The 19,604-nt window shown below is 70.1% G+C and carries 15 protein-coding genes; 2 read left to right on the top strand and 13 right to left on the bottom strand.

Going from position 1 to position 19,604, the window contains the following annotated elements:
- The first annotated feature begins 26 nt into the window (after positions 1 to 26).
- Together VFZ92_RS39840 and VFZ92_RS39835 are read left to right on the top strand one after the other, a co-directional pair.
- Positions 27 to 701, top strand: a complete 675-nt coding sequence (locus VFZ92_RS39840; protein ID WP_330882888.1) for a hypothetical protein — start codon at positions 27 to 29, stop codon at positions 699 to 701.
- 141 nt (positions 702 to 842) lie between these two features.
- On the top strand, positions 843 to 1,850 hold the full coding sequence (locus VFZ92_RS39835; protein ID WP_330882886.1) for a hypothetical protein: 1,008 nt from the start codon (positions 843 to 845) through the stop codon (positions 1,848 to 1,850).
- Positions 1,851 to 1,929: 79 nt separating this feature from the next.
- On the opposite strand, the gene VFZ92_RS39830 is transcribed toward VFZ92_RS39835, so the two are convergent.
- The 13 genes from VFZ92_RS39830 to VFZ92_RS39770 all read right to left on the bottom strand — a co-directional run bounded on the left by VFZ92_RS39830 (position 1,930) and on the right by VFZ92_RS39770 (position 19,341).
- Positions 1,930 to 2,919: a zinc-dependent alcohol dehydrogenase family protein gene (locus VFZ92_RS39830; protein WP_330882883.1), complete on the bottom strand. Its 990-nt coding sequence runs from the start codon at positions 2,917 to 2,919 to the stop codon at positions 1,930 to 1,932.
- Entirely contained in the window at positions 2,916 to 3,728 is an 813-nt protein-coding gene (locus VFZ92_RS39825; protein WP_330882881.1) for a carbohydrate ABC transporter permease, read from the bottom strand. The genes VFZ92_RS39830 and VFZ92_RS39825 overlap by 4 nt, the downstream gene beginning before the upstream one ends.
- Positions 3,728 to 4,690, bottom strand: a complete 963-nt coding sequence (locus VFZ92_RS39820; RefSeq protein ID WP_414720114.1) for a carbohydrate ABC transporter permease — start codon at positions 4,688 to 4,690, stop codon at positions 3,728 to 3,730. Before VFZ92_RS39820 ends, VFZ92_RS39825 begins: the two co-directional genes overlap by 1 nt.
- Positions 4,691 to 4,703: 13 nt before the next feature.
- Positions 4,704 to 6,065 (bottom strand): sugar ABC transporter substrate-binding protein, encoded by a 1,362-nt coding sequence (locus VFZ92_RS39815; protein ID WP_330882878.1) that lies wholly within the window; start codon positions 6,063 to 6,065, stop codon positions 4,704 to 4,706.
- A 91-nt stretch (positions 6,066 to 6,156) separates the two neighbouring features.
- Positions 6,157 to 6,918 carry a DeoR/GlpR family DNA-binding transcription regulator gene (locus tag VFZ92_RS39810; RefSeq protein ID WP_330882876.1) on the bottom strand — a complete coding sequence of 254 codons (762 nt, stop codon included), beginning with the start codon at positions 6,916 to 6,918 and terminating at the stop codon, positions 6,157 to 6,159.
- A gap of 608 nt (positions 6,919 to 7,526) precedes the next feature.
- Positions 7,527 to 10,292: a discoidin domain-containing protein gene (locus VFZ92_RS39805; protein WP_330882874.1), complete on the bottom strand. Its 2,766-nt coding sequence runs from the start codon at positions 10,290 to 10,292 to the stop codon at positions 7,527 to 7,529.
- A 12-nt stretch (positions 10,293 to 10,304) separates the two neighbouring features.
- Positions 10,305 to 12,518: a discoidin domain-containing protein gene (locus VFZ92_RS39800; protein WP_330882872.1), complete on the bottom strand. Its 2,214-nt coding sequence runs from the start codon at positions 12,516 to 12,518 to the stop codon at positions 10,305 to 10,307.
- A gap of 167 nt (positions 12,519 to 12,685) precedes the next feature.
- Complete coding sequence (locus VFZ92_RS39795; protein WP_330882870.1) at positions 12,686 to 14,314, bottom strand: glycoside hydrolase family 13 protein; 1,629 nt, start codon at positions 14,312 to 14,314, stop codon at positions 12,686 to 12,688.
- A 25-nt stretch (positions 14,315 to 14,339) separates the two neighbouring features.
- Positions 14,340 to 15,209: a carbohydrate ABC transporter permease gene (locus VFZ92_RS39790; protein WP_330882868.1), complete on the bottom strand. Its 870-nt coding sequence runs from the start codon at positions 15,207 to 15,209 to the stop codon at positions 14,340 to 14,342.
- Positions 15,206 to 16,156 (bottom strand): sugar ABC transporter permease, encoded by a 951-nt coding sequence (locus VFZ92_RS39785; protein WP_330882866.1) that lies wholly within the window; start codon positions 16,154 to 16,156, stop codon positions 15,206 to 15,208. The genes VFZ92_RS39790 and VFZ92_RS39785 overlap by 4 nt, the downstream gene beginning before the upstream one ends.
- A complete protein-coding gene (locus tag VFZ92_RS39780) occupies positions 16,156 to 17,517 on the bottom strand; it encodes an ABC transporter substrate-binding protein (RefSeq protein WP_330882864.1) in 1,362 nt (453 codons plus the stop codon). Before VFZ92_RS39780 ends, VFZ92_RS39785 begins: the two co-directional genes overlap by 1 nt.
- A gap of 231 nt (positions 17,518 to 17,748) precedes the next feature.
- Complete coding sequence (locus tag VFZ92_RS39775) at positions 17,749 to 18,759, bottom strand: LacI family DNA-binding transcriptional regulator (protein WP_259629613.1); 1,011 nt, start codon at positions 18,757 to 18,759, stop codon at positions 17,749 to 17,751.
- 21 nt (positions 18,760 to 18,780) lie between these two features.
- Positions 18,781 to 19,341: an enoyl-CoA hydratase/isomerase family protein gene (locus tag VFZ92_RS39770; RefSeq protein WP_330882860.1), complete on the bottom strand. Its 561-nt coding sequence runs from the start codon at positions 19,339 to 19,341 to the stop codon at positions 18,781 to 18,783.
- Positions 19,342 to 19,604 lie beyond the last annotated feature (263 nt).

Raw genomic sequence — 19,604 nt, 5'->3', positions numbered from 1 at the left:
CACCGCACCACCTCCTAGGAGCCCGCATGGAGTTCGCCCGCACCGCCCGCACGGGGCTCGGCGTCGTCGTGACGACCACGACGGCCGCCGTGGCGCTGCTGACGGCAGCCGTCCCCGCATCGGCCGAGAAGGCGGACCTGAGCACGTCGTGCGGGCCGGGCGGTGCCGTGCTCGCGGTGGACCTGAGGGGGTTCTCGGCGGGCCGGAACACGATCAGCGTGCGGGACGGCGAGGTCGTGCTGTCCGAACGGGAGTTCGGCGGGTCCTACGTGGGCTCGTTCCCCCGGCCCGCGGACGTGGCGCACACGTTCGTCGTGACGGTGCGGGTCGCGGGCAACACCCGCCAGTCGTTCGCCCGCGAGGTGCGGACCACGCCGTGCGCCTCGCCCAGTCGGGCGGCTCCGCCGTCGGTGTCGACCGTTCCGGGGTCGGTGGCGCCGTCCTCGGTCGCGGGCGCGACACCCACCACGACGACCACCACGCCCACCCCGAGTGGTTCCCCGACCGAGCCGGGGCCCTCGACGGCGCCGACGACGAACACGGGCATCGTGCCGCTCGGCAGCAAGACCGAGCTGTCGGCGGCGGGGGCGTCCGTCGCGATCCCGCTCCTGATCGGCCTGTGCCTGGTCAGCGCGCTCGGTGTGGTGCTGACCGGCCTCAAGCGCCGAGACCGACCGGATCGACGGCCTCAACGGCCCTGACCAGGCACGTCGCACTCCGGACAGTGACCAACCTTCACCTGATCGGCCTAACGGCCGCCGTGAACAGTGACCTCCGCCGTCCCGTATAGGCAAGTGGCGGCTCGCGATGCCCGCCGCAGGGACCACGACAGGAGTGTCACCATGGGGTTTGCACGATCGGACGACGCGGCCGTGCGCGTGGCCAGGCGCACCCTCGGAGCCTTCGCCCTCGTGGGCACCACGGCGGTCGTCTGGTTCGGCTTCGTCGACCCCGCGGGCGCGGGCGCGCCGACCGTGAAGGCGAACTGCGTGGGCGGTCAGTCGGCGCTCACGGTGGAGATCCGCGGCTACGACAGCCGGGTGGCGAACACCGTGACCGTCCTGGACGGCGAGCGGGTGCTGGACGGCGAGCGGTTCGGGTCGTCCTACCGGAACTCCTTCATCCGGCCGGGCAACGCGGCGCACTCCTACCGGGTCAGGGTGAGGGCCGGGAACGACCGGACCGGCGACCAGGGCTTCTCGTTCGACCGGACGGTGTCGCAGCCGCCCTGCGAGCAGGTCGCGCCCACGCCGACGCGGCGGTCGACCACGTCGCCGCCCTCCTCCACCACCACGGCGACGCGGACGAGCGCTCCGAAGACCACCGGCACCGCGCCCACGACGACGACCACGCACACCACCACTCCCCCGGTGACGACCACGACCACCACCACCGCGGCGGTGCCGGAGCCGCCCGTGGAGCAGCCGGGGCGGGGCACCGAGCCGCCCGGTCGGAACGGGCCCACCTCGACGGCGCTGCCGACCAGGGCCCTGCCGTCGCTGGTGCCACCGCTCGTCAGCCTCGTCGAGCCACCGACGGCTCGGACGTCCGTCGGCTCGGAAACGCCGCCGGGGAGCAGGACGTCCGCGGCGACCTCCACGTCCTCCTCGGTGCCCGGTGACGGCAGGGGGCCGGTGGGCGGCGAGACCCGCGGCACGACCTCGGAGCGGGCGACGAGCACGACGACGAGCGAGGACGGCGTCCTGGTGGTCGCCGACGACACCGACCTGCCGACGACCGGCGCGTCCATCGCGATCCCGCTGCTCTTCGGGCTGTGCGTGCTCACCGCGGGTGGCGTCGTGGTGTTCAGCATGAGGAACCCGCGCAAGCGCGGCAGGCACGCCGCCTGAGGACGGCGCTCCTGCCCCGGACGTGCGGAAGCCCACCGGCCTGTTCGGCTGGTGGGCTTCCGGTCCGCTCGCGGGTGGGTCAGGGCAGGATCTGGATCTTGCGCCCCTCGCCCGCCTTGAACTGCTCGATCGCCGCCGCGTAGGAGTCGAGCGGGAGCCGGTCGCTGATGAAGACGTCCGGGTCCAGGACGCCGGTCGCGAAGAGGTCCGCCGCCCGCTCGAACGAGTGCAGCACCGCCATCGAACCGGTGATGGTGATCTCCTGGTTGTAGATCTTGTACGGCTCGATCACGGCGCGGGCCGCGTAGTCCGAGACGCCGAACTGGAGGAACGTCCCGCCCTTCGCGACCCGGTTGAGGCCGTCCTGGATCGCGCGCTCGTTGCCGGTCGCGTCGATCACGACGTCCCAGCCCTTCGGCCGGTCCAGCTCGTCCGCCGACGTCGCCGTGGCCGTGACGCCCAGCTGCTTGGCCGTGGCGAGGCGGTCGGTGTTGATGTCGACCACCTCGATGCTGGCCGCGCCGGTCAGCTTGCCGAGCTGGAGCATCATCAGGCCCATCGTGCCCGAGCCGTAGATGAGCACCCGGCTCGCGAGCTGCGACCGGAGGATGTCGTAGCCCCGGACCGCGCAGGACAGCGGCTCGATCAGCGCCGCGTCCTCGGTGCGGACGTGGTCGGGCAGCTTCACGCAGTTCGCCACCGGCGCCACGGCGTACTCGGCGGCGCCACCGGCGACCGAGACGCCGATCGCGTTCCACCGCTCGCACAGGTTGTTGCGGCCCAGGCGGCACATCCGGCACTCGTGGCAGTACAGCGACGGGTCGACCGCGACGCGGTCGCCCACGGCGACCTCCGTGACCGCCGAACCGACCTCCACGACGACACCCGCGAACTCGTGGCCGGGGATCACCGGGAGCGTCGGCGCGAACTCGCCCTGGAGGATGTGCAGGTCGGTGCCGCACAGACCGCAGGCGGCGACGTCGACGACCACCTCGCGCGGCCCTGCCTTCGGGTCCGGCACCTCGGTCACTTCCAGCTGACCGACCCCGGTGATCACGACAGCCTTCACTTGACGGCTCCTAGCGACAAGCCCTGGACCAACTTGTCCTGGGCGGCGAACCCCGCGATCAGCACGGGGAGGGACACGACCGTCGCCGCGGCGCAGACCTTCGCCAGGAACAGGCCCTGGCTGGTGACGAAGCCGGTGAGGAACACCGGTGCGGTGCCCGCGACCACGCCGGTCAGCACCCTGGCGAACAGCAGTTCGTTCCAGCTGAAGATGAAGCAGATCAACGCGGTCGCGGCGATGCCCGGCATGGCGATGGGAGCCACCACCCGGCGCAGCGTCGTGATGAGACCGGCACCGTCGATCGACGCCGCCTCCAGGATGGCGATCGGCACCTCGGCGAGGAACGAGCGCATCAGCCAGACGGCGATGGGCAGGTTCATCGAGGTGTAGAGGATCACCAGGAACGAGATGTTGTCGAGCATCCCGGTGAACTGCGCGACCAGGTAGATCGGCAGCAGACCGGCGACGACCGGCAGCATCTTGGTGGAGAGGAAGAAGAACATGACGTCCGTCCACTTCTCCACCTTCTTGATGGAGAGCGCGTACGCGGCCGGGATCGCCAGCAGCAGCACGATGATCGTCGAGCCGATGCTCGCGCTGAACGAGTTGATCAGCGGCGGCCACGGGGACTGGCCCGTGGACGCGCCGAAGAACTCCTCGTAGCCCTGCAGCGTCAGACCGGCGGCCAGCGACGGCGGGTTCGTGGCGGCGTCCGACTCGCTGTGCAGCGAGGTCAGCACCATCCACGCCACCGGCGCGAAGAACAGGATCGCCGAGAACCAGGCCACCACACCGACAAGCCTGCGCATCACTTCACCTCGTCCTTCAGCAGGGACGACACCACGCGCAACGCGAAGTTGGCGATGATGAGCGACCCGATGACCACCACGACACCGGCCGCGGACGCCTGCCCGTAGTCGTGCGCCTGGTAGAAGGTCTGGTAGATCGTGTACGGCAGGTTCGCCGTGCCCAGACCACCCGAGGTGATGGTGAAGACCGCGTCGAAGTTCTGCACGATGTAGATCGACCCGAGCAGGCCGCCCAGCTCCAGGTACTGCCGCAGGTGCGGGAACGTCAGGTAGCGGAAGATCTGCCACCCGGTCGCCCCGTCGATGCGCGCGGCCTCGACCACGTCCATCGGCCTGCTCTGCAAGCCCGCCAGCAGGATCAGCATCATGAACGGCGTCCACTGCCACACCAGCGAGGCCTCGACGGCGATCAGCGGCATGTCGCTGACCCACTCGGGCTGCGGTGGGTTGTCGGCGCCGAACAGGCCCCACAGCCAGGTGAGGGCGCCGTTGAAGAGGCCGTACTCCGGGTTGTAGAGCGCGTGCTTCCACAGCAGCGCGGCGGCCACCGGGACGACCAGGAACGGTGCGATGAGCATCGTGCGGGCGAGTCCGCGGCCGAAGAACTTCTGGTCCAGCAACAGCGCCAGACCGAGGCCGAGGATCAGGCTGACCACCACCACGACGACGGTGAGGATGACCGTCGTGACGATCGACGACCTGAGGTTCGGGTCGGTGAAGACCGCCACGTAGTTGTCGAACCCGGCGAACCCGCGGTTCTCGGGGTCGAGGGAGTTCCAGCGCAGCACCGAGATGATCAGCGTCGCCACGAAGGGAAGCTGGGTCACCACGATGGTGAAGATCAGCGCTGGGAGGAGGGGGGCCCGACGGGCCCAGCGCGCTGCCGCGCTGAGCCCCGTCGGAGCGGGAGGGGTGCCCCGCCTGTGCTGCTTTGCCGGTGGTGGTGCCGTGTCGAGGCTCATCGAAGGCTCCTCGCTACTTCGCGCGGTACTTCTCGGCGACCTTCTCCGCCAGCGCCTGCCCCGCGTTGAGCGCGTCGTCGACGGACGTCGAGCCCGCGATGGCGGAGCTGATCTGCTGGGAGACCTGGGTTCCGAGGTCGGTGAACTCGGGGATGCCGACGAACTGGATGCCGCTCGCGGGCCTCGGCTGGACACCGGGGTCGGTGGGCTTGGCACCCTTGATGGCGGCCTCGGCCTGCTTGGCGAACGAGCTGCCCGCGGCCAGGTAGTCGGGGTTCTGGTAGGTGGAGGAGCGCTTGCCGTCCGGCACCTTCGACCAGCCCAGCGACGTGCCGACCAGCTTCTCGTAGTCCTTGCCGGACGCCCAGGAGATGAACTTCCAGGCCGCGTCCTGCTTCTTGCTGGCCTTCTGGACGCCGAACGCCCACGTGTAGAGCCACTGCGACGCCTCGGTCTTGACGACGGGGGCCTGCGCGAACGCGAGCTTGCCCTTCACCGGGGAGTCGTTGGCCTCCAGCAGACCGGCGGCGACGGTGGCGTCGTACCACATCGCGACCTTGCCCTGCGTCATGTTGTTCAGGCACTCGGCGAAGCCCGCCTGCGGGGCACCGGCCTCACCGTGGGCGCGGACCAGGTCGACGTAGAACTTGGTGGCCTCCTTGAACTCCGGCGCGTTCACCTGCGCCTGCCAGTCCTTGGTGAACCACGTGCCGCCGAAGGTGTTGACCACCGTGGTGAGCGGCGCCATGACCTGGCCCCAGCCCGGCTGGCCGCGCAGGCAGATGCCCTTCATGCCCGGCTCGGCCCCGTCGACCTGGGCGGCGAGGTCCGCGACCTGCTGCCACGTCGGCTTCTCGGGCATCGTGAGGCCCTTGGCGTCGAAGACGTCCTTGCGGTACATGAGGAACGACGACTCGCCGTAGAACGGCTCCGCGTAGACCTTGCCGTCCTCCGCCGTCAGCGACTGGCGGATCGGCTCCAGGATGTCGTTCTGGTCGAACCCGCTGTCCTTCGCGATGAAGTCGTCGAGGGGCGCCAGCCAGTTGTTCTTGGCGTAGATGGGCGTCTCGTAGTTGCTGATCGTCGCGACGTCGTACTGACCGGCCTGGCTGGAGAAGTCCTGGCTGATCTTGTCGCGGACGTCGTTCTCGGGCAGCACCGTGTAGTTCACCTTGATGCCGGTCTGCTTGGTGAAGTTGTCGGCGGTGAGCTTCTGGATGTCCTGCATCTGGGGGTTGTTGACCATCAGGACGTTGATCGACGAACCGTCGGCCGTGGATCCACCCCCACCGGCGCCGCTGCACGCCGTCACCCCGACTGCCACCAGCGCGGCTGCCGCCACACGGGCGACGCGGCGAGAACTGAATGACGTCATCGTCTTTCCTTCCCATCTAACCGTTTTTGCCCTGAGGAGGGCGTCGAGCAGCCAGGTCACCACGCCGTGGTGCACCACTCGGGGGACTTGATCAGGTTCTGACAACTTTCGGGCCGAGCGCGGCATAGCGGTGACCTTCGGCCGCGGGCAGTCCGGAATCCGTGATTATGGCTTCGAGATCCGAAATCGCGGCGAACCGGTTGAAGCTCGCCACGCCGAACTTGGTGTGGACGCCGACGAAGATCTTCCGTCTCGAAGCGCCCACGGCTTGTGCCTTGACCGCACCGACCACGGGGTCGGGTGTGGTCAGTCCGTGCTCGCGCGAGATCCCGTTCGACCCGATGTACGCGAGGTCGATCACCATCTCGCTCAGCATCCGGATCGCCCAGTGGTCCACGGTGGCCAGCGTGCGACCGCGGACGCGGCCGCCCAGCAGCAGCACCGTGACCGAGGGCGTGCCGGACAGTGCCGCGGCCGTGGGCAGCGACGCCGTGACGACGGTCAGCGGGTGGGTCGTCGGCAGGGCTTCGGCCACGAGCTGCGGCGTGAACCCCTCGTCGACGAACACCGTCTCCGCGTCGGCCAGGCGGTCGGCCGCAGCCTTCGCGATGCGCCGCTTCTCCGGCACCATGGACGCCGAGCGGAACGCGAGACCGGTCTCGAACCCCGCGCTCTCCACGGGGAAGGCACCCCCGTGCGTCCGCCGGACCAAGCCGTGGTCGTCGAGGAGCCTCAGGTCCCTGCGGACCGTCTCCGGCGCCACTCCGAGCTCGGCGGCGATGTCGACGACGTCGACCCGCCCGTCGGCCCGAGCACGAGCGAGAATGCGGCGCTGACGCTCTTCTGCCTGCATGCACATCCTCCTGCCCACTCGGACTTGCAGATGCCCGTTCGGGCTGCCCATAGGTTTAACACCGGGGAAACAGTGTGGCCAGCGACACAGCACGTGCGAACATGCCCGATTGGCGCCCGTTTGGCTAGTCAACACGTGGGGGAATGCCGACATCGATGCGGATACGTGCCCGATCACTGGTCAAAAGTTGCCCGTTTTTCGCGAAGCGGAGCCAATTGCGAGTGTGCCGCCAGATCGTCGCCAGGCGTGGCGGGTCGGTTTGATCCGCGTGGAATGGAGCGTCCCCCACACGATTTTCTCAGTTGTTGTGGATGCAAACAGGCGCTCAACTGGGCCGATGCGGGTCACAGACCAATGTCCGAACGGTCACGATTGAACAGGCTAGGGGGTGCTAGGGGTTGGCAGAACCCCTTTCAGGGGTGGCTGCTCCCGTGCCCGTTTCCCCCTCCGGCGACGGGTCGGAACCCCGCGCGGACCCGCCCCCGTCCGGGTCGGACGGTGCGCGTGGACTGTGGGGCGGGGCGACGTCACCCGGACACGGGCCGGGCCCCCGAGGAGGTCGAGGCTCGGGGGCCCGGTGTCCGGAGTGGTGCTCAGGAGGTCGGTGGTCAACCGCTGTGGACCTCGAACTCGCCGACCTGGCCCGCGGGCCAGCCCGTGTTCGCGGTGACGACCAGGCGGACGTACCTGGCCTGGCCCGCCGGGAACGCGATGGTGGCGGTGTTGCCGGTGGCCGGGTCGAAGGTGCGGCCCGCCGAGGCGGACAGGGTGCGGTAGGCGGTGCCGTCGGTGCTGCCCTCGACCGCGATGGTCTGGGTCCTGCTCACCCAGGCCGCCGGGGTCGGCAGCCTGAGGACCACCCGGCCCACCCGCGTCGACGTTCCCAGGTCGACGGTGACGGACTGCGGGAACGCGTTGTTCGCGCTCTCCCAGTAGGTGCCGGGATCACCGTCGGTCGTCCTGGACGGACCGTGGACGTCCGCCTGGCTGGTCGCGGAGGCGGACCTGCCGCGCGCCAGGTTGCCGGTCGGGGCCGTCGTCGTCGTGGTGGTGGTCGTGGTGGTCGGGCCACCGGAGCGGTAGGCCTCGAACTCCGCGACCTGGCCCGCCGCCCAGCCGGTGTTGGCGGTGACCGTCACCCGCAGGTGGCGGTGGCCGGCGGTCACGGGGATGGTGACGGCGTTGCCGGACGCGGGGTCGAAGCGGTAGCCGGTGGGCCCGGACACCTGGGTGAAGGCCGACCCGTCCGCGCTGCCGGACACGGCGATCGTCTGGGTGCGGGCCTCCCACGACGGCGGCAGCTTCAGCACGACCCGGCCCACGTCCGCCGCCGCGCCGAGGTCGACGGTGAGCGTCTGCGGGAACGAGCCGTTGGTGCTCTCCCAGTAGGACCCCGCGTTGCCGTCGGTGGCGTTCGACGCGGCGAAGCCCGAGCCCTGGCTGGACGCCGACGCCGCACGTCCGCGCGCGAGGTTGCCGCTGGGGTCCGGGGGAACGGTGGTGGTCGTCGTGGTCGTGGTGGTGGTCGTCGTCGGTGGCACGGTCGGATCGCCGTACACCGGCTCAGGCCACGGGCCGCAGTACGGCGTGGTGTCCCACCCGGAGTTGCCGGTGCCGCGCTCGATCGCGAACCCGCCCGACCCCAGGCAGCTGTAGATCCCGCCGCGCCCCAGCCCGGTCGCCGTCACGTTGGAGAACGACGCGCCGCCGGGCGACTGGAGCTGGATCCCGAACGTCCCCGCCCCGAGGATCCGCACCCCGTTGAAGTGCACGTTGGTGATCGTCCCGCTGATGAACTGGATCGCCTCGTGGTTCGAGTCGATCAGGTCCGTGTCGGTGACGTCGATCCGCCCCGACATCGCCCCGTCGCGGGCGTCGAACCACAGCGCGCCGACGCCGAACTGCCAGTTGGAGTCGAGCACCCCGGCGCGCAGGGTCGTGTTGCGCGCCAACGTGGTCGTGCCCGCGAGCGGCACCGACTGGAACCGGTTGCCGACGTGGATTCCGCCGCCCTGGTCCTGGGTGTCGGCCACGACGTTGTCCGTCGCGGTGTTGTCCCGCCCGCCGTAGATGGCGATGCCGTTGGCCTTCATCGGCACGACGACGGTGTTGTGCCGGATCGTGTTGCCGTGGTCGGCGTCGTATTCGGACCAGAACGCGATGCCGTCGTCGCTGATGTTGCGGAAGAGGTTGTTCTCGATCAGCACGTTGCTGACGCCCCGGTGCAGGTTCATCCCGTCGGCGAGCTGGTCGACGACGCGGTTGTTGCTGATGGTCAGCCCGTCGAACGGCCCGTCGAGCCAGAGGCCGACCTTCGTGTGCTGGAGGAACATGCCGTCCACCACGGAGCCGCCGCCGAGCGCGCCGCCGATGGCGTTGACCTGGTCGCAGTCCTCGCGCGTGGTGACCTCGCCGATGATGGCGAAGTTCCGCAGCTCCACCCGGCTGCTGCGGCCGGTGTTGCCGCCGGTGCCGCAGCTCGACGGCTCACCGAGGCCGTAGAAGCCGACGCGGTTGCCGCGCACGACGCTGTGCCAGTGGCCCGCGCCGCGCACGACCACCTGGTCGACGGTGATGTGCCGGGTGACGGTGAACGTCCCGGCCGGGATCCACACCTCCTTGCCCGCGGCCCTCGCGGCGGCCACGGCGGCGACGAAGGCGGTGCTGTCGTCGCCCGAATCCCCCGCCACGGCACCGTGTTCGGTCACCGAGACCGAGTTGGCGGGCCGGGTGGCGGGGCCTGCCACCTGTTCGAAGTCGGCGAGGTCGATCGTGTACGACGGCGCGGTGTCGCCGCTGTCGACCTGCAACCGGACCTTGGCGCCCGCCGGGAGGGTCGAGCCGAACAGCGCGCGGGTCGAGTCGTACAGGTGGTGCGGCTTGCCCTGTCCCGGATCGTTGGCGTACGGGTAGCCGCCGTAGCGCCACGAGTACTTCGACGTCAGGGTGAGGCTCGTGGTCCTGGTGCCGTTGAGGTACAGCGACAGCGGCGCGGTGATGCCCGCTCCCCCGTTGCCGTCCGGGACGCTGTAGCGGATGTCGATGGAGTTCGCGGGCTTGGTCAGGGTGAACTCGACGTACTTCCCCTGGCCGGACAGCGTGACGGCCTGGCGGCCGGACGCCTCGCCTTCGAGGGTGCCCTGCCTGCGGCCGGGGCCGATCCTGGTGCCGTTGGTGGCGGCGTTCTCGGCCTCGATCTCGGTGAACGGGACGGTCGCGCCGCGGCCGGGGACGTCGAACGGCGACTGGTAGGCCGCCGCCGCGCTGACCTGGCCGGAGGCGGACTGGGGTGCGGCGACGACCAGCGCGGTCACCACCGCCGCGGACAGGCACGCGGCGCCGAACGCCAGCGGCCGTCGGAGGGAGGAGCGCATGGGACGGCCCTTCTAGGAGGTGTAGGCCTCGAACTCGGAGAGCTGCCCGGCGGGCCAGCCCGTGTTCCCGGTGAAGGTCAGGCGCAGGTAGCGCTGGTTCGCCGTCACCGGGACGGTCACCTGGTTGCCGCTCGCCGGGTCGAACCGGTAGCCGGTGGACCCGACGAGCTGGCTGAAGCCGCTGCCGTCGCCGCTGCCGGAGACGCTCAGGGTCTGGGTGCGGGCGCCCCACGCCGTGGCGGGCGGCAGCGTCAGCACCAGCCGCTTGACGGCCGTCGCCGCGCCGAGGTCGACGGTGAGCGTCTGCGGGAACGCGTTGTTCGCGCTCTCCCAGTAGGAGTCGGCGTTGCCGTCGGTCGTGTTCGACGACGGGTACCCGCCGACCTGGCTGGACGAGGTGACCGGCTTGCCGCGGGCCACGTTCCCGGACTGCGGAGGGGTGGTCGGGGTGTCGCCCGCGTTGCGCGGGGGCCAGCTCCCGCAGTCGGTCCACTGGCTGTCCCAGCCCGTGTTGCCGCTGCCGCGGTTGATCGTGAACGTGCCCGCGCTCGACGGGTAGACGCAGTTGTAGAACCCGCGCGTGCCGACCCGCGAGGCCACGACGCCGCTGAACCGCCCCGAACCGGGCGCCTCCACCTGGAGCACGACCGTGCCGACTCCCTCGACGGACGCGCCGTCCACGGTGACGCCGGTGATCGGCTTGCCGGTGCCGCCGCCCGACACGAACTGGAGCGCGCTGTACGGGCTGTCGACGAACCGGTTGTCGGTGACGGTGACCGGTGAGGTGATCGGGAAGTCGTAGGCGTCGAAGCGGATCGCGCTCATCGGGTGGCCCCAGTTGGGGTTCATCGCCCCGGTGCGGACCATCGTGTTCTGGGCGACCGTCGTCGTGCCCGCGAGCGGGGAGAACGAGCCGTCGTGCACGAACGCCTGGTTGGAGATGGCGATGCCGCCGCCGAGCGCGTTGGTGTCGCGGATCAGGTTGCCGCGCACGGTGGTGTCGGTGCCGCCGTAGATCGCGATGCCGTTGGCGAGGTTCGGCTGGACGATCGTGTTGTCGACGAACGAGTCCCGCACGTCCGCGCCGAGCGACCACATGGCCAGCGAGTCGTCACCGGTGTTGCGCAGGAAGTTGTCGCGCGCCACGGAGTCGGTGACCCGGCCGTTGAAGTTGAGGCCGTCGGCGGCCAGGTCGAGGAACCGGTTGTTCTCGATGACGGCGCCGTTCGTGGTGCCGTTCATGGTCCAGATGCCGCACTTGAGGTGCTGCATCCACAGGCCCGAGATGACCGAACCGCTGCCCAGCGGACCGTGGTAGGCGTTGTCCGGGCTGGTGTCCACGCGCTGGGTGACCTCGCCCATGACCGCGAAGTCGTGGAGCCTGATGTTCCCCCGCACCTGGCCGTTGTTGAGGAACGGGTTGTTGCTGTGCAGGACGGAGTGCCAGTTGCCCGCGCCGCGGATCGTGACCTGGTCGATCGCCAGGCCCCGGCCGATCTCGAAGGTGCCCGGCGGCACCCACACCTCGCGGCCCTGCGACCTGGCGGCGGTGACGGCACTGGCGAACGCGTTCGCGTCGTCGCCGCCGTCGTTCGGGGTGGCGCCGTAGCCGGTGACCGACAGCGAGTTCGCGGGCTGCGCCGCGGCGGCGGCGACCTGCTCGAAGTCGGCGAGGTCGACGGTGGCGGTGCCGACGTTGCCCGCGTCGAGCTGCACGCGGACCTTGTCGCCCGCCTGGACGTCGCGGCCGAGCAGCGCCCGCGACTCGTCGTAGAAGTGGTGCTCCTTGGCGCCGACGATCCACGGGGCGGTGAGGTAGCTGTACTTCGACGTCACGGCGAGGTCGCGGACCTTGGCGCCGTTGACGAGCACGGAGACCGTGCCCTGGCTGCCGTCCGGGACGCTGTAGCGCACGACGATCGAGTTGGCGGGCTTGGTGAGGGTGAACTCGACGTACCGGCCCTGGCCGGACAGGGTGATCGCCTGCCTGCCGGACGCCTCGGACGCGAGGCTGCCCTGGGTGAGGTCCGGGCCGATGCGGTTGCCGTTGGTCGCCGCGGCCTCGGCCTCGTACTCGGTGAACGGGACCGTGGCGCCGTTCCCGCCCGCGGTGAGGGTCAGGGGCGGCGAGTCGGTCGGGGCGGTGGCGAAGAGCGTCCCGGCCACGGCGCTGGCGGCCACGAGCGCCAGCGTCAGGGGCAGGGCTGTGCTGCGGACAGGAGACATCGACGGCTCCAAGCAGGGGTGAAGCGCAGGGGTCACGACCCGGCGGACCGGGCGGGTGGGTGCCGGGCCCACCGGTGGTCGAGCGGACGACCACCGGTGGGCGCACGCGGAGCGGGGACTACGGGTGCTCGGGTCTCAGGCGGACCGACATCGTTGTCCTCCTCCGGTCAGGCCAGGCGGAGCCAGGCGGCGGTGTCCGACGGCAGCGCGCCGTCGTGCAGGGGGTCGCTGGTGAGCAGCACGCCCGCGTGGTCCGGCAGGGGGACCGGGTCCGGCGACAGGTTGACCACGCAGGCGAAGCCGGGCGAGCGGGTGAACGCGAGCACGCCGGGGCCGAGGTCCAGCCACGTCAGGTCGCCGTCGCCGAGCGCCTCCTCGGTGCGGCGCAGGCGGAGCGCCGTGCGGTAGAGGGAGAGCATCGAGTCCGGGTCGGCGGCCTCCACCTCGGCGGTGAAGTCGCTCCACTCCTCCGGCTGCGGCAGCCACGCCGTGCCGTCGCCGAACTCGAACGGCGGTTCCGAGCCGCCCCACGGGATCGGGATGCGGCAGCCGTCGCGCCCGCGGTCGGTGTGGCCGGAGCGCACCCACACCGGGTCCTCGCGCAGCTCGTCGGGGAGGTTCTCCACCTCCCAGAGCCCCAGTTCCTCGCCCTGGTAGACGTACACGCCGCCGGGCAGCGACGTGGTCAGCAGCGCCGCCGCCCGTGCCCGGCGGGTGCCCAGCTCGAAGTCGGTCGTCGCCAGGTGCTGGCGGTCGCCGAAGTCGAACGAGGTGTCCGCACGGCCGTAGCGGGTGACGTGCCTGGTCACGTCGTGGTTGGACAGCACCCACGTGGGCGGCGCGCCCACCGGGGCGTGCGCGGCGAGGGTGTCGTCGATGACCCCGCGCAGCGCCGCCGCGTCCCACGGGCAGCCGAGGAAGTCGAAGTTGAACGCCGAGTGCAGCTCGTCCTCGCGCAGGTAGCGCGCGAAGCGCTCCGGGTCGGGCAGCCACATCTCGCCGACGAAGATCCGCTCGCCGGGGTACTCGTCGGCGATGCGCCGCCAGTGCCGGTAGATCTCGTGGACGCCGTCCTGGTCGGAGAACGGGAGCGGCTCCGGCGTCCGCCCGTCGAGGTCGGGAAGCCCGTCCTCCTTGACCAGGCCGTCGGCCACGTCGATGCGGAAGCCGTCGACGCCGCGGTCCAGCCAGAACCGCAGGATGTCGTCGAACTCGTCGTGCACCTTCCGGTTGGTCCAGTTGAAGTCCGGCTGCTCCGGGCTGTACAGGTGCAGGTACCAGTCGCCCGCCGTGCCGTCCGGGTTGGTGGAGCGGCTCCACGCCGGGCCGCCGAAGCGGGACTGCCAGTCGTTGGGCGGCTCGGAGCCGTCCTCCCCCTTGCCCGGCCTGAACCAGAACAGCTCCCGCGCCGGGCTGTCCGGCCCCTCGGCGATGGCCTGGAGGAACCAGGGGTGCTGGTCGGAGCAGTGGTTGGGCACGATGTCGATGATGATCTTGATGCCGAGGGCGTGCGCCTCGTCGATCAGCTTCTCGGCCTCCACCAGCGAGCCGAACAGCGGCTCGATGGCCCGGTAGTCGGCCACGTCGTAGCCGCCGTCCGCCATCGGCGACGGGTACCACGGGTTGAGCCAGATCGCGTCGATGCCCAGTTCGGCGATGTAGGGCAGCTTGCGCAGCAGGCCCTGGAGGTCGCCGACCCCGTCGCCGTTGCCGTCCGCGAAACTCCGGACGTACACCTGGTAGATCGCCGCCCCGCGCCACCAACGCGTGGTCGTGGTCGTCTTCGCTTCGGCCACTTCAATGCCCTCCTCGTGGAATGGGTCAGCCCTTGACGCTGCCTGCGGTGAGACCGGCCAGGATGTGCCGTTGGAACAGCAGGAAAACGGCGATCATCGGCAGGGCGGCGAGCACCAGACCGGCCAGCAGCAGGTTGATCGGGGTGTCGGGCGCGAACCGCTGCAACGCCACGCTGAGCGTTTGCAGCGACGGGTCGGAGAAGACCAGCAGGGGCCAGATGAAGTCCTTCCACGCGGCCACCACGGCCAGGATCGAGACCACGGCCAGGATCGGCCGCGCCATCGGCAGGACCACCCGCCACAGCACGGTGACCGCCCCCGCTCCGTCCATGCGCGCGGCGTCGAGCAGCTCCGTCGGGATCTGGTCGAAGAACCGCTTCAGCAGGTAGATGTTGAACGCGTTGGCGGCGGCGGGCAGCCAGATCGCGGCGGGGTTGTTGACCAGGTTGACGCCGAGCAGCGGCACGTCGGTGATGGTCAGGTACATCGGCACGAGCAGCGTGGACGGCGGCAGCATCAGCGTGACCAGCATCGCCACCAGCACGCCGTCGCCGAACACCGGCCGCAGCTTCGACAGCGCGTACGCGGCGGGCACGTCGAACAGGATCTGCACGAACCAGGCGCCCGCCACCACCAGCACGGTGTTGAGGAAGTACTCGCCCAGGTCCATCAGCTCCCACGCCTCGACGTAGTTGCCGGGGTTGAACGTCTCGGGCAGCACCGTCACCGGCACCTTCGCCAGCTCCACGGCGGGCTTCATCGCGCCGAGCACCAGCCACAGGAACGGCAGCACGAACGCGGCGGTGAACACCACGACCGTCGCGGTGAACACGATCTTGTACCCGATCCCGGTGCGGCTGCCGGAGAACAGGGTCCGAACAGGACGGTCGCTCACGCGTCTGCCCTCCTGGTGATCCGCAGGTAGGCGAAGGAGAACACCGACAGGAACACGAGCAGCAGCGTGCTCAGGGCGCTCGCCGTGCCGAAGTCGTTGTAGACGAAGGCGTAGCGGTACAGCAGGAGCAGCACGGTGACCGTCGAGTCGTCCGGACCGCCGCCGGTCATGATGTAGGGCTCGGTGAAGATCTGCATCGTCGCGACGACCTGCAGCAGCAGCAGCACCAGCAGCACGAACCGGGTCTGCGGGATCGTCACGTGGCGCAGGCGCTGCACCACGGTCGCGCCGTCCAGCTCGGCCGCCTCGTACAGCTCGCCGGGGATGGTCTGGAGCGCGGCCAGGTAGATCAGCGTCGCCGAGCCGAGGTTCGACCACGTGGCCACGAGCACCAGCGACAGCAGCGAGGTCGTGCTGTCGTCGAGCCAGCGGGGGCCGTCGATCCCGACGGTCCGCAGGATCGAGTTGAACAGGCCGGGGCCGGGGTCGTAGAACCACTTCCACAGCAGCGCCGCCACCACCGGCGGGAGCATCACCGGCAGGTAGACGACCAGCCGGAAGTACCCCTTGGCGTGCCGCAGCTCGTTGAGCAGCACGGCGATCAGGAACGGGACGAAGAACCCGAACACCAGCGCCAGCCCGGTGAACAGCAGCGTGTTGCCCCAGGCGTCCCAGAACAGCGGGTCGGCGAAGAGCCGCTCGAAGTTCTCGAACCCGACCCACTCCGGGTCGGTGATGAAGTTGACCTGCTGGAACGCCAGCAGGACACCGCGGACGATGGGGTACCAGGAGAACAGCGCGAAGCAGACCAGGGCGGCGCAGAGGAACCCGTACGCCGTCAGGTTCTCCACGATCCGGCGGCGCACCCGGCCGGGGGCCCGCCCCGGACGCCGGGCGGCGTCCGGGGCGGGTGCTCCGGCAGGGCGGAGCAGTGTGGAAGCCGACATCACTTCACCTGGGCCAGCACCGGGTTCACCTTGGCTTCGGCGTCGGAGAGCAGCTGCGAGACGTCCGCGTCCTTGTTCGTGAGCACGGCCTGCATCACGTTGTCGAGGATCGCGTACACCTGCTGGGCGTTCGGGGGCTCGATGGCGCCCTTGATGCTCTCGAACGAGTCCACGTAGGCCTTGAAGTTCGCCACCGGCACGGTCGCGTTGGCGTCCTTGAGCTGGTTCTGCTTGTCACGGGTGGCGCCGGTCCAGATGTCGGCGACCGGCGGGACCGGCAGGCCGATGGGCTGCCCCTCGGCCTTGTAGCGCTGGAGGTTCTTCTCGATGCGGTCGGGGTTCAGGTACTTCCACTGCACCCACTTCAGCCCGGCCTTGATCTTCTCGGGCGTGGCCTTCGGGTTGATCATGTAGCCCTCGCCGCCGATCAGCGTCCCCTTGCCGTCCGGGATGCCCGCCAGGCCGTAGTCCTCGTACTTGCCCTTGAACTGGTTGACCAGCGTGGGCACGTTGTCCGGCGCGGCCAGGTACATGCCGAGCTGGCCCGCGCCCATCATCTGCTGCACGTCGGCGAGTTCGAGGAGCTGCTTCTCGCCCATGCTGTTGTTCTCCCACCTCATCTTCTTGAGGTGGTTCAGCACGGCCTTGCCCTTGTCGTCGTTGAAGTCCGCGACCCACTTGTCGCCGTCCTTCTTCGCGATCCGCCCACCCTGCGAGTACATCCAGGTGGTGAAGTGCCAGCCGCCCTGGTTGCTCTTGCTGTACTCGGCGAAGCCGACCGTCCCGTCGCCGAGGTCGGCGATCTTCTTGGCCGCCACCGCGACCTCGTCCCACGTCTTCGGCGGGGAGTCGGGGTTCAGCCCCGCCTTCGTGAACACCGCGCGGCTGTAGAGCAGGCCCATGGAGTAGTTGGCGGTGGGCACGCCGTAGACCTTGCCGTCGGCGCTGAACACGTCCTTGAGGTTCTGCTGGATGTCCGCGTAGTGCGGCACGTCCTTGACGTACTCCGTGATGTCCGCCGCCTGCTTGCGCGCGATCAGGTTCGCCGGGTCCGTGAAGTAGGCGTAGAACACGTCTTCGAGCTGGCCGCCCGCGAGCTTCGCCGAGAAGGTCTTGGGGTCCATGAACCCCTCCTTCGGCTGGAGGTCGATGTCGGGGTTGGCCGCCTCGAACTCGGCGACGTCCTCGTCGAAGATCTTCCGGTCGAACGCCTGCGTCTGCGGCGGCTGCCCGTTGACCGTGAGGGCCACCTTCCCGCCCGTCGACGCGTCGGGGGTGCCGGAGGAGCACGCGACCGTGGCGAGGCCGAGGCTGCTGACCAGCAACAGGCCTGCGGCTCTGCGGACCGTTGATGTGTTCATCGTCTGGGGACCCTTCTCGACGAGGGTGCGCGGGATCTGTCCGTGAGTCGGTGGTGACTCCCGGCGGCGGATCAGCGACGGCTTGTGTGGCGCACACCATAAGCGTGACAAGCCGAAGTCCGCAAGATGTCTACGAGATTTCGCAAGATGCTGACATTTATCACGAACGGGTGACGTGAAGAAGGGGCGAGCCGTGGCGGCTCGCCCCTTCGGGGTCTGGCGGAACCAGGTCTACCTCGGCGCGGGACCCGTCGACGCACGAACGACCAGCTCGGGCTCGAAGAGCAGCTCCTCGTCGGGCACCTGGGCGCCGGAGATCTGGTTCGCCAGCAGTTCGACGGCCGCCCGGCCCATCGCCTCGATCGGCTGCCTGACCGTCGTCAGCGGCGGCTCGGTGCAGTTCATGAACGCCGAGTCGTCGTAGCCGACCACCGACACGTCCTGCGGGATCCGCTTGCCCTGCCTGCGCACCGCGCGCACCGCGCCGAGCGCAAGCGGGTCGCTCGCGCAGACGATGCCGGTGACCCCGCGGTTCAGCAGGCGGGTGGCCGCGGCCTGCCCGCCCTCGAGGGAGAACATGGTGTGCTCGACGAAGTCGTGCAAGAGCTCCAGGTTCGCCCGTTCGGCGCACACCTTGAGCGCGGCGAGCTTGCGCTGCGACGGCACGTGGTCGGGCGGCCCGAGGACCGCGCCGATGCGCTGGTGGCCCAGCGAGACGAGGTGGCCGAACGCCTGCTCGACGGCCACCGCGTCGTCGCACGACACCCTCGGGAACCCGAGGTCCTCGACGGCGGCGTTGACCAGCACGGCGGGCAGCTTGCGGCGGGTCATCTGGCGGTAGTGCTCGTGCGGCGCGTCGGCCTGCGCGTACTGGCCGCCCGCGAACACGACGCCGGAAACGTGCTGTTCGAGCAGCAGTTCCAGGTAGTCGGCCTCGGACACGCCGCCCGCCGTGCGGGTGCACAGCACGGGCGTGAAGCCGCGCTGCGCGAGCGCGTTGCCGACCACGTCCGCGAAGGCCGGGAAGATCGGGTTCTGGAGTTCGGGGAGCACCAGCCCGACCAGCCGGGCGCGCTCGCCGCGCAGCTGCGTCGGCCGCTCGTAGCCGAGCACGTCGAGGGCCGTGAGGACGGCGGAGCGGGTGGCGTCGGAGACGCCGGGCTTGCCGTTGAGCACCCGGCTCACGGTCGCCTCGCTCACGCCGACCTTCGCGGCCACTTCCGCCAACCGTCGCTGCGTCATAGAGCAAGTATACGACAGCGATTAACGGACTTTTGCGTACTCTTGCGCTCGTTTGCGTGGCGCGTGTGCGGCGTGGCTGACGGCCAGTTCCCGCGCTGACGCAAGCAGCGCGCAAGGCGGTACGACCAGGTCGACCAGTCCGGCGCGCAGCGCTTCCGCCGCGGGCACCCGGCGGCCGATCAGCACCGCCCGGTCGGCCTGCGCGGACGTCACGCTGCCCAGGCTGCCGCCGTCCACGAGGACCCGCGCGTCGCACGCCATCGCCAGCGCGCAGCCGCCGCCGACGGCGTCACCGCCGATCGCGGCGACCACCGGGACCGCCATCCGCGCGACCTGCGCGCACAACGCCCTCAAGCCCTCCGCGTGGGCCCTGACCTCGGCCGGAGCGGTACGGGCCACCATCCGGAGGTCGACACCGGAGAAGAACGAGCGGTCGCCGCCGTGCAGCACGACCGCGACCGCGTCCGACGCGGCGTCGAGCGCCGATCGCACTGCGGCCAGGTCGGCGCCGGTCGGTCCCGCCGAAGAGTGCTCGACGAGGATCAGCGCGACCCCGTCGGTGAACTCCAGGGTGACGGACATGAGATCGTCACTGTGACTGAATCCGAGCCCGCGTGTCATGCGGGTGACCACCATCGAGTGACATGCGGCGTGTCGTCGGATCAGCGAACGTCGGCGGGTGTTCGGAAACCACCGACGCACCCGACCGTGGAGTGCGGAATGCCCGTCCGAGGGACTCGCGATAGCAGTCGGCCACGTCGAGGAATGGACGATCGGCCACCGCGAAGAACTCGACAAAACATTCGCTTCACCAAGCGGTCGACCACCACGGTTCGACGTCCGAG

The sequence above is a fragment of the Umezawaea sp. genome (assembly GCF_036375055.1).
GTDB lineage: Bacteria > Actinomycetota > Actinomycetes > Mycobacteriales > Pseudonocardiaceae > Umezawaea.
Note: the sequence above shows the minus strand (reverse complement) of the source record. Positions and strands in the feature narration are given on the sequence as shown.

Bases quoted from the DNA above. Each gene is read 5' to 3' on its own strand.
- VFZ92_RS39840 (WP_330882888.1), top strand. From the start codon at position 27: ATGGAGTTCGCCCGCACCGCCCGCACGGGGCTCGGCGTCGTCGTGACG.
- VFZ92_RS39835 (WP_330882886.1), top strand. From the start codon at position 843: ATGGGGTTTGCACGATCGGACGACGCGGCCGTGCGCGTGGCCAGGCGC.
- VFZ92_RS39825 (WP_330882881.1), bottom strand. From the start codon at position 3,728: ATGCGCAGGCTTGTCGGTGTGGTGGCCTGGTTCTCGGCGATCCTGTTC.
- VFZ92_RS39820 (WP_414720114.1), bottom strand. From the start codon at position 4,690: ATGAGCCTCGACACGGCACCACCACCGGCAAAGCAGCACAGGCGGGGC.
- VFZ92_RS39815 (WP_330882878.1), bottom strand. From the start codon at position 6,065: ATGACGTCATTCAGTTCTCGCCGCGTCGCCCGTGTGGCGGCAGCCGCG.
- VFZ92_RS39810 (WP_330882876.1), bottom strand. From the start codon at position 6,918: ATGCAGGCAGAAGAGCGTCAGCGCCGCATTCTCGCTCGTGCTCGGGCC.
- VFZ92_RS39805 (WP_330882874.1), bottom strand. From the start codon at position 10,292: ATGCGCTCCTCCCTCCGACGGCCGCTGGCGTTCGGCGCCGCGTGCCTG.
- VFZ92_RS39800 (WP_330882872.1), bottom strand. From the start codon at position 12,518: ATGTCTCCTGTCCGCAGCACAGCCCTGCCCCTGACGCTGGCGCTCGTG.
- VFZ92_RS39785 (WP_330882866.1), bottom strand. From the start codon at position 16,156: ATGTCGGCTTCCACACTGCTCCGCCCTGCCGGAGCACCCGCCCCGGAC.
- VFZ92_RS39780 (WP_330882864.1), bottom strand. From the start codon at position 17,517: ATGAACACATCAACGGTCCGCAGAGCCGCAGGCCTGTTGCTGGTCAGC.
- VFZ92_RS39775 (WP_259629613.1), bottom strand. From the start codon at position 18,759: ATGACGCAGCGACGGTTGGCGGAAGTGGCCGCGAAGGTCGGCGTGAGC.
- VFZ92_RS39770 (WP_330882860.1), bottom strand. From the start codon at position 19,341: ATGTCCGTCACCCTGGAGTTCACCGACGGGGTCGCGCTGATCCTCGTC.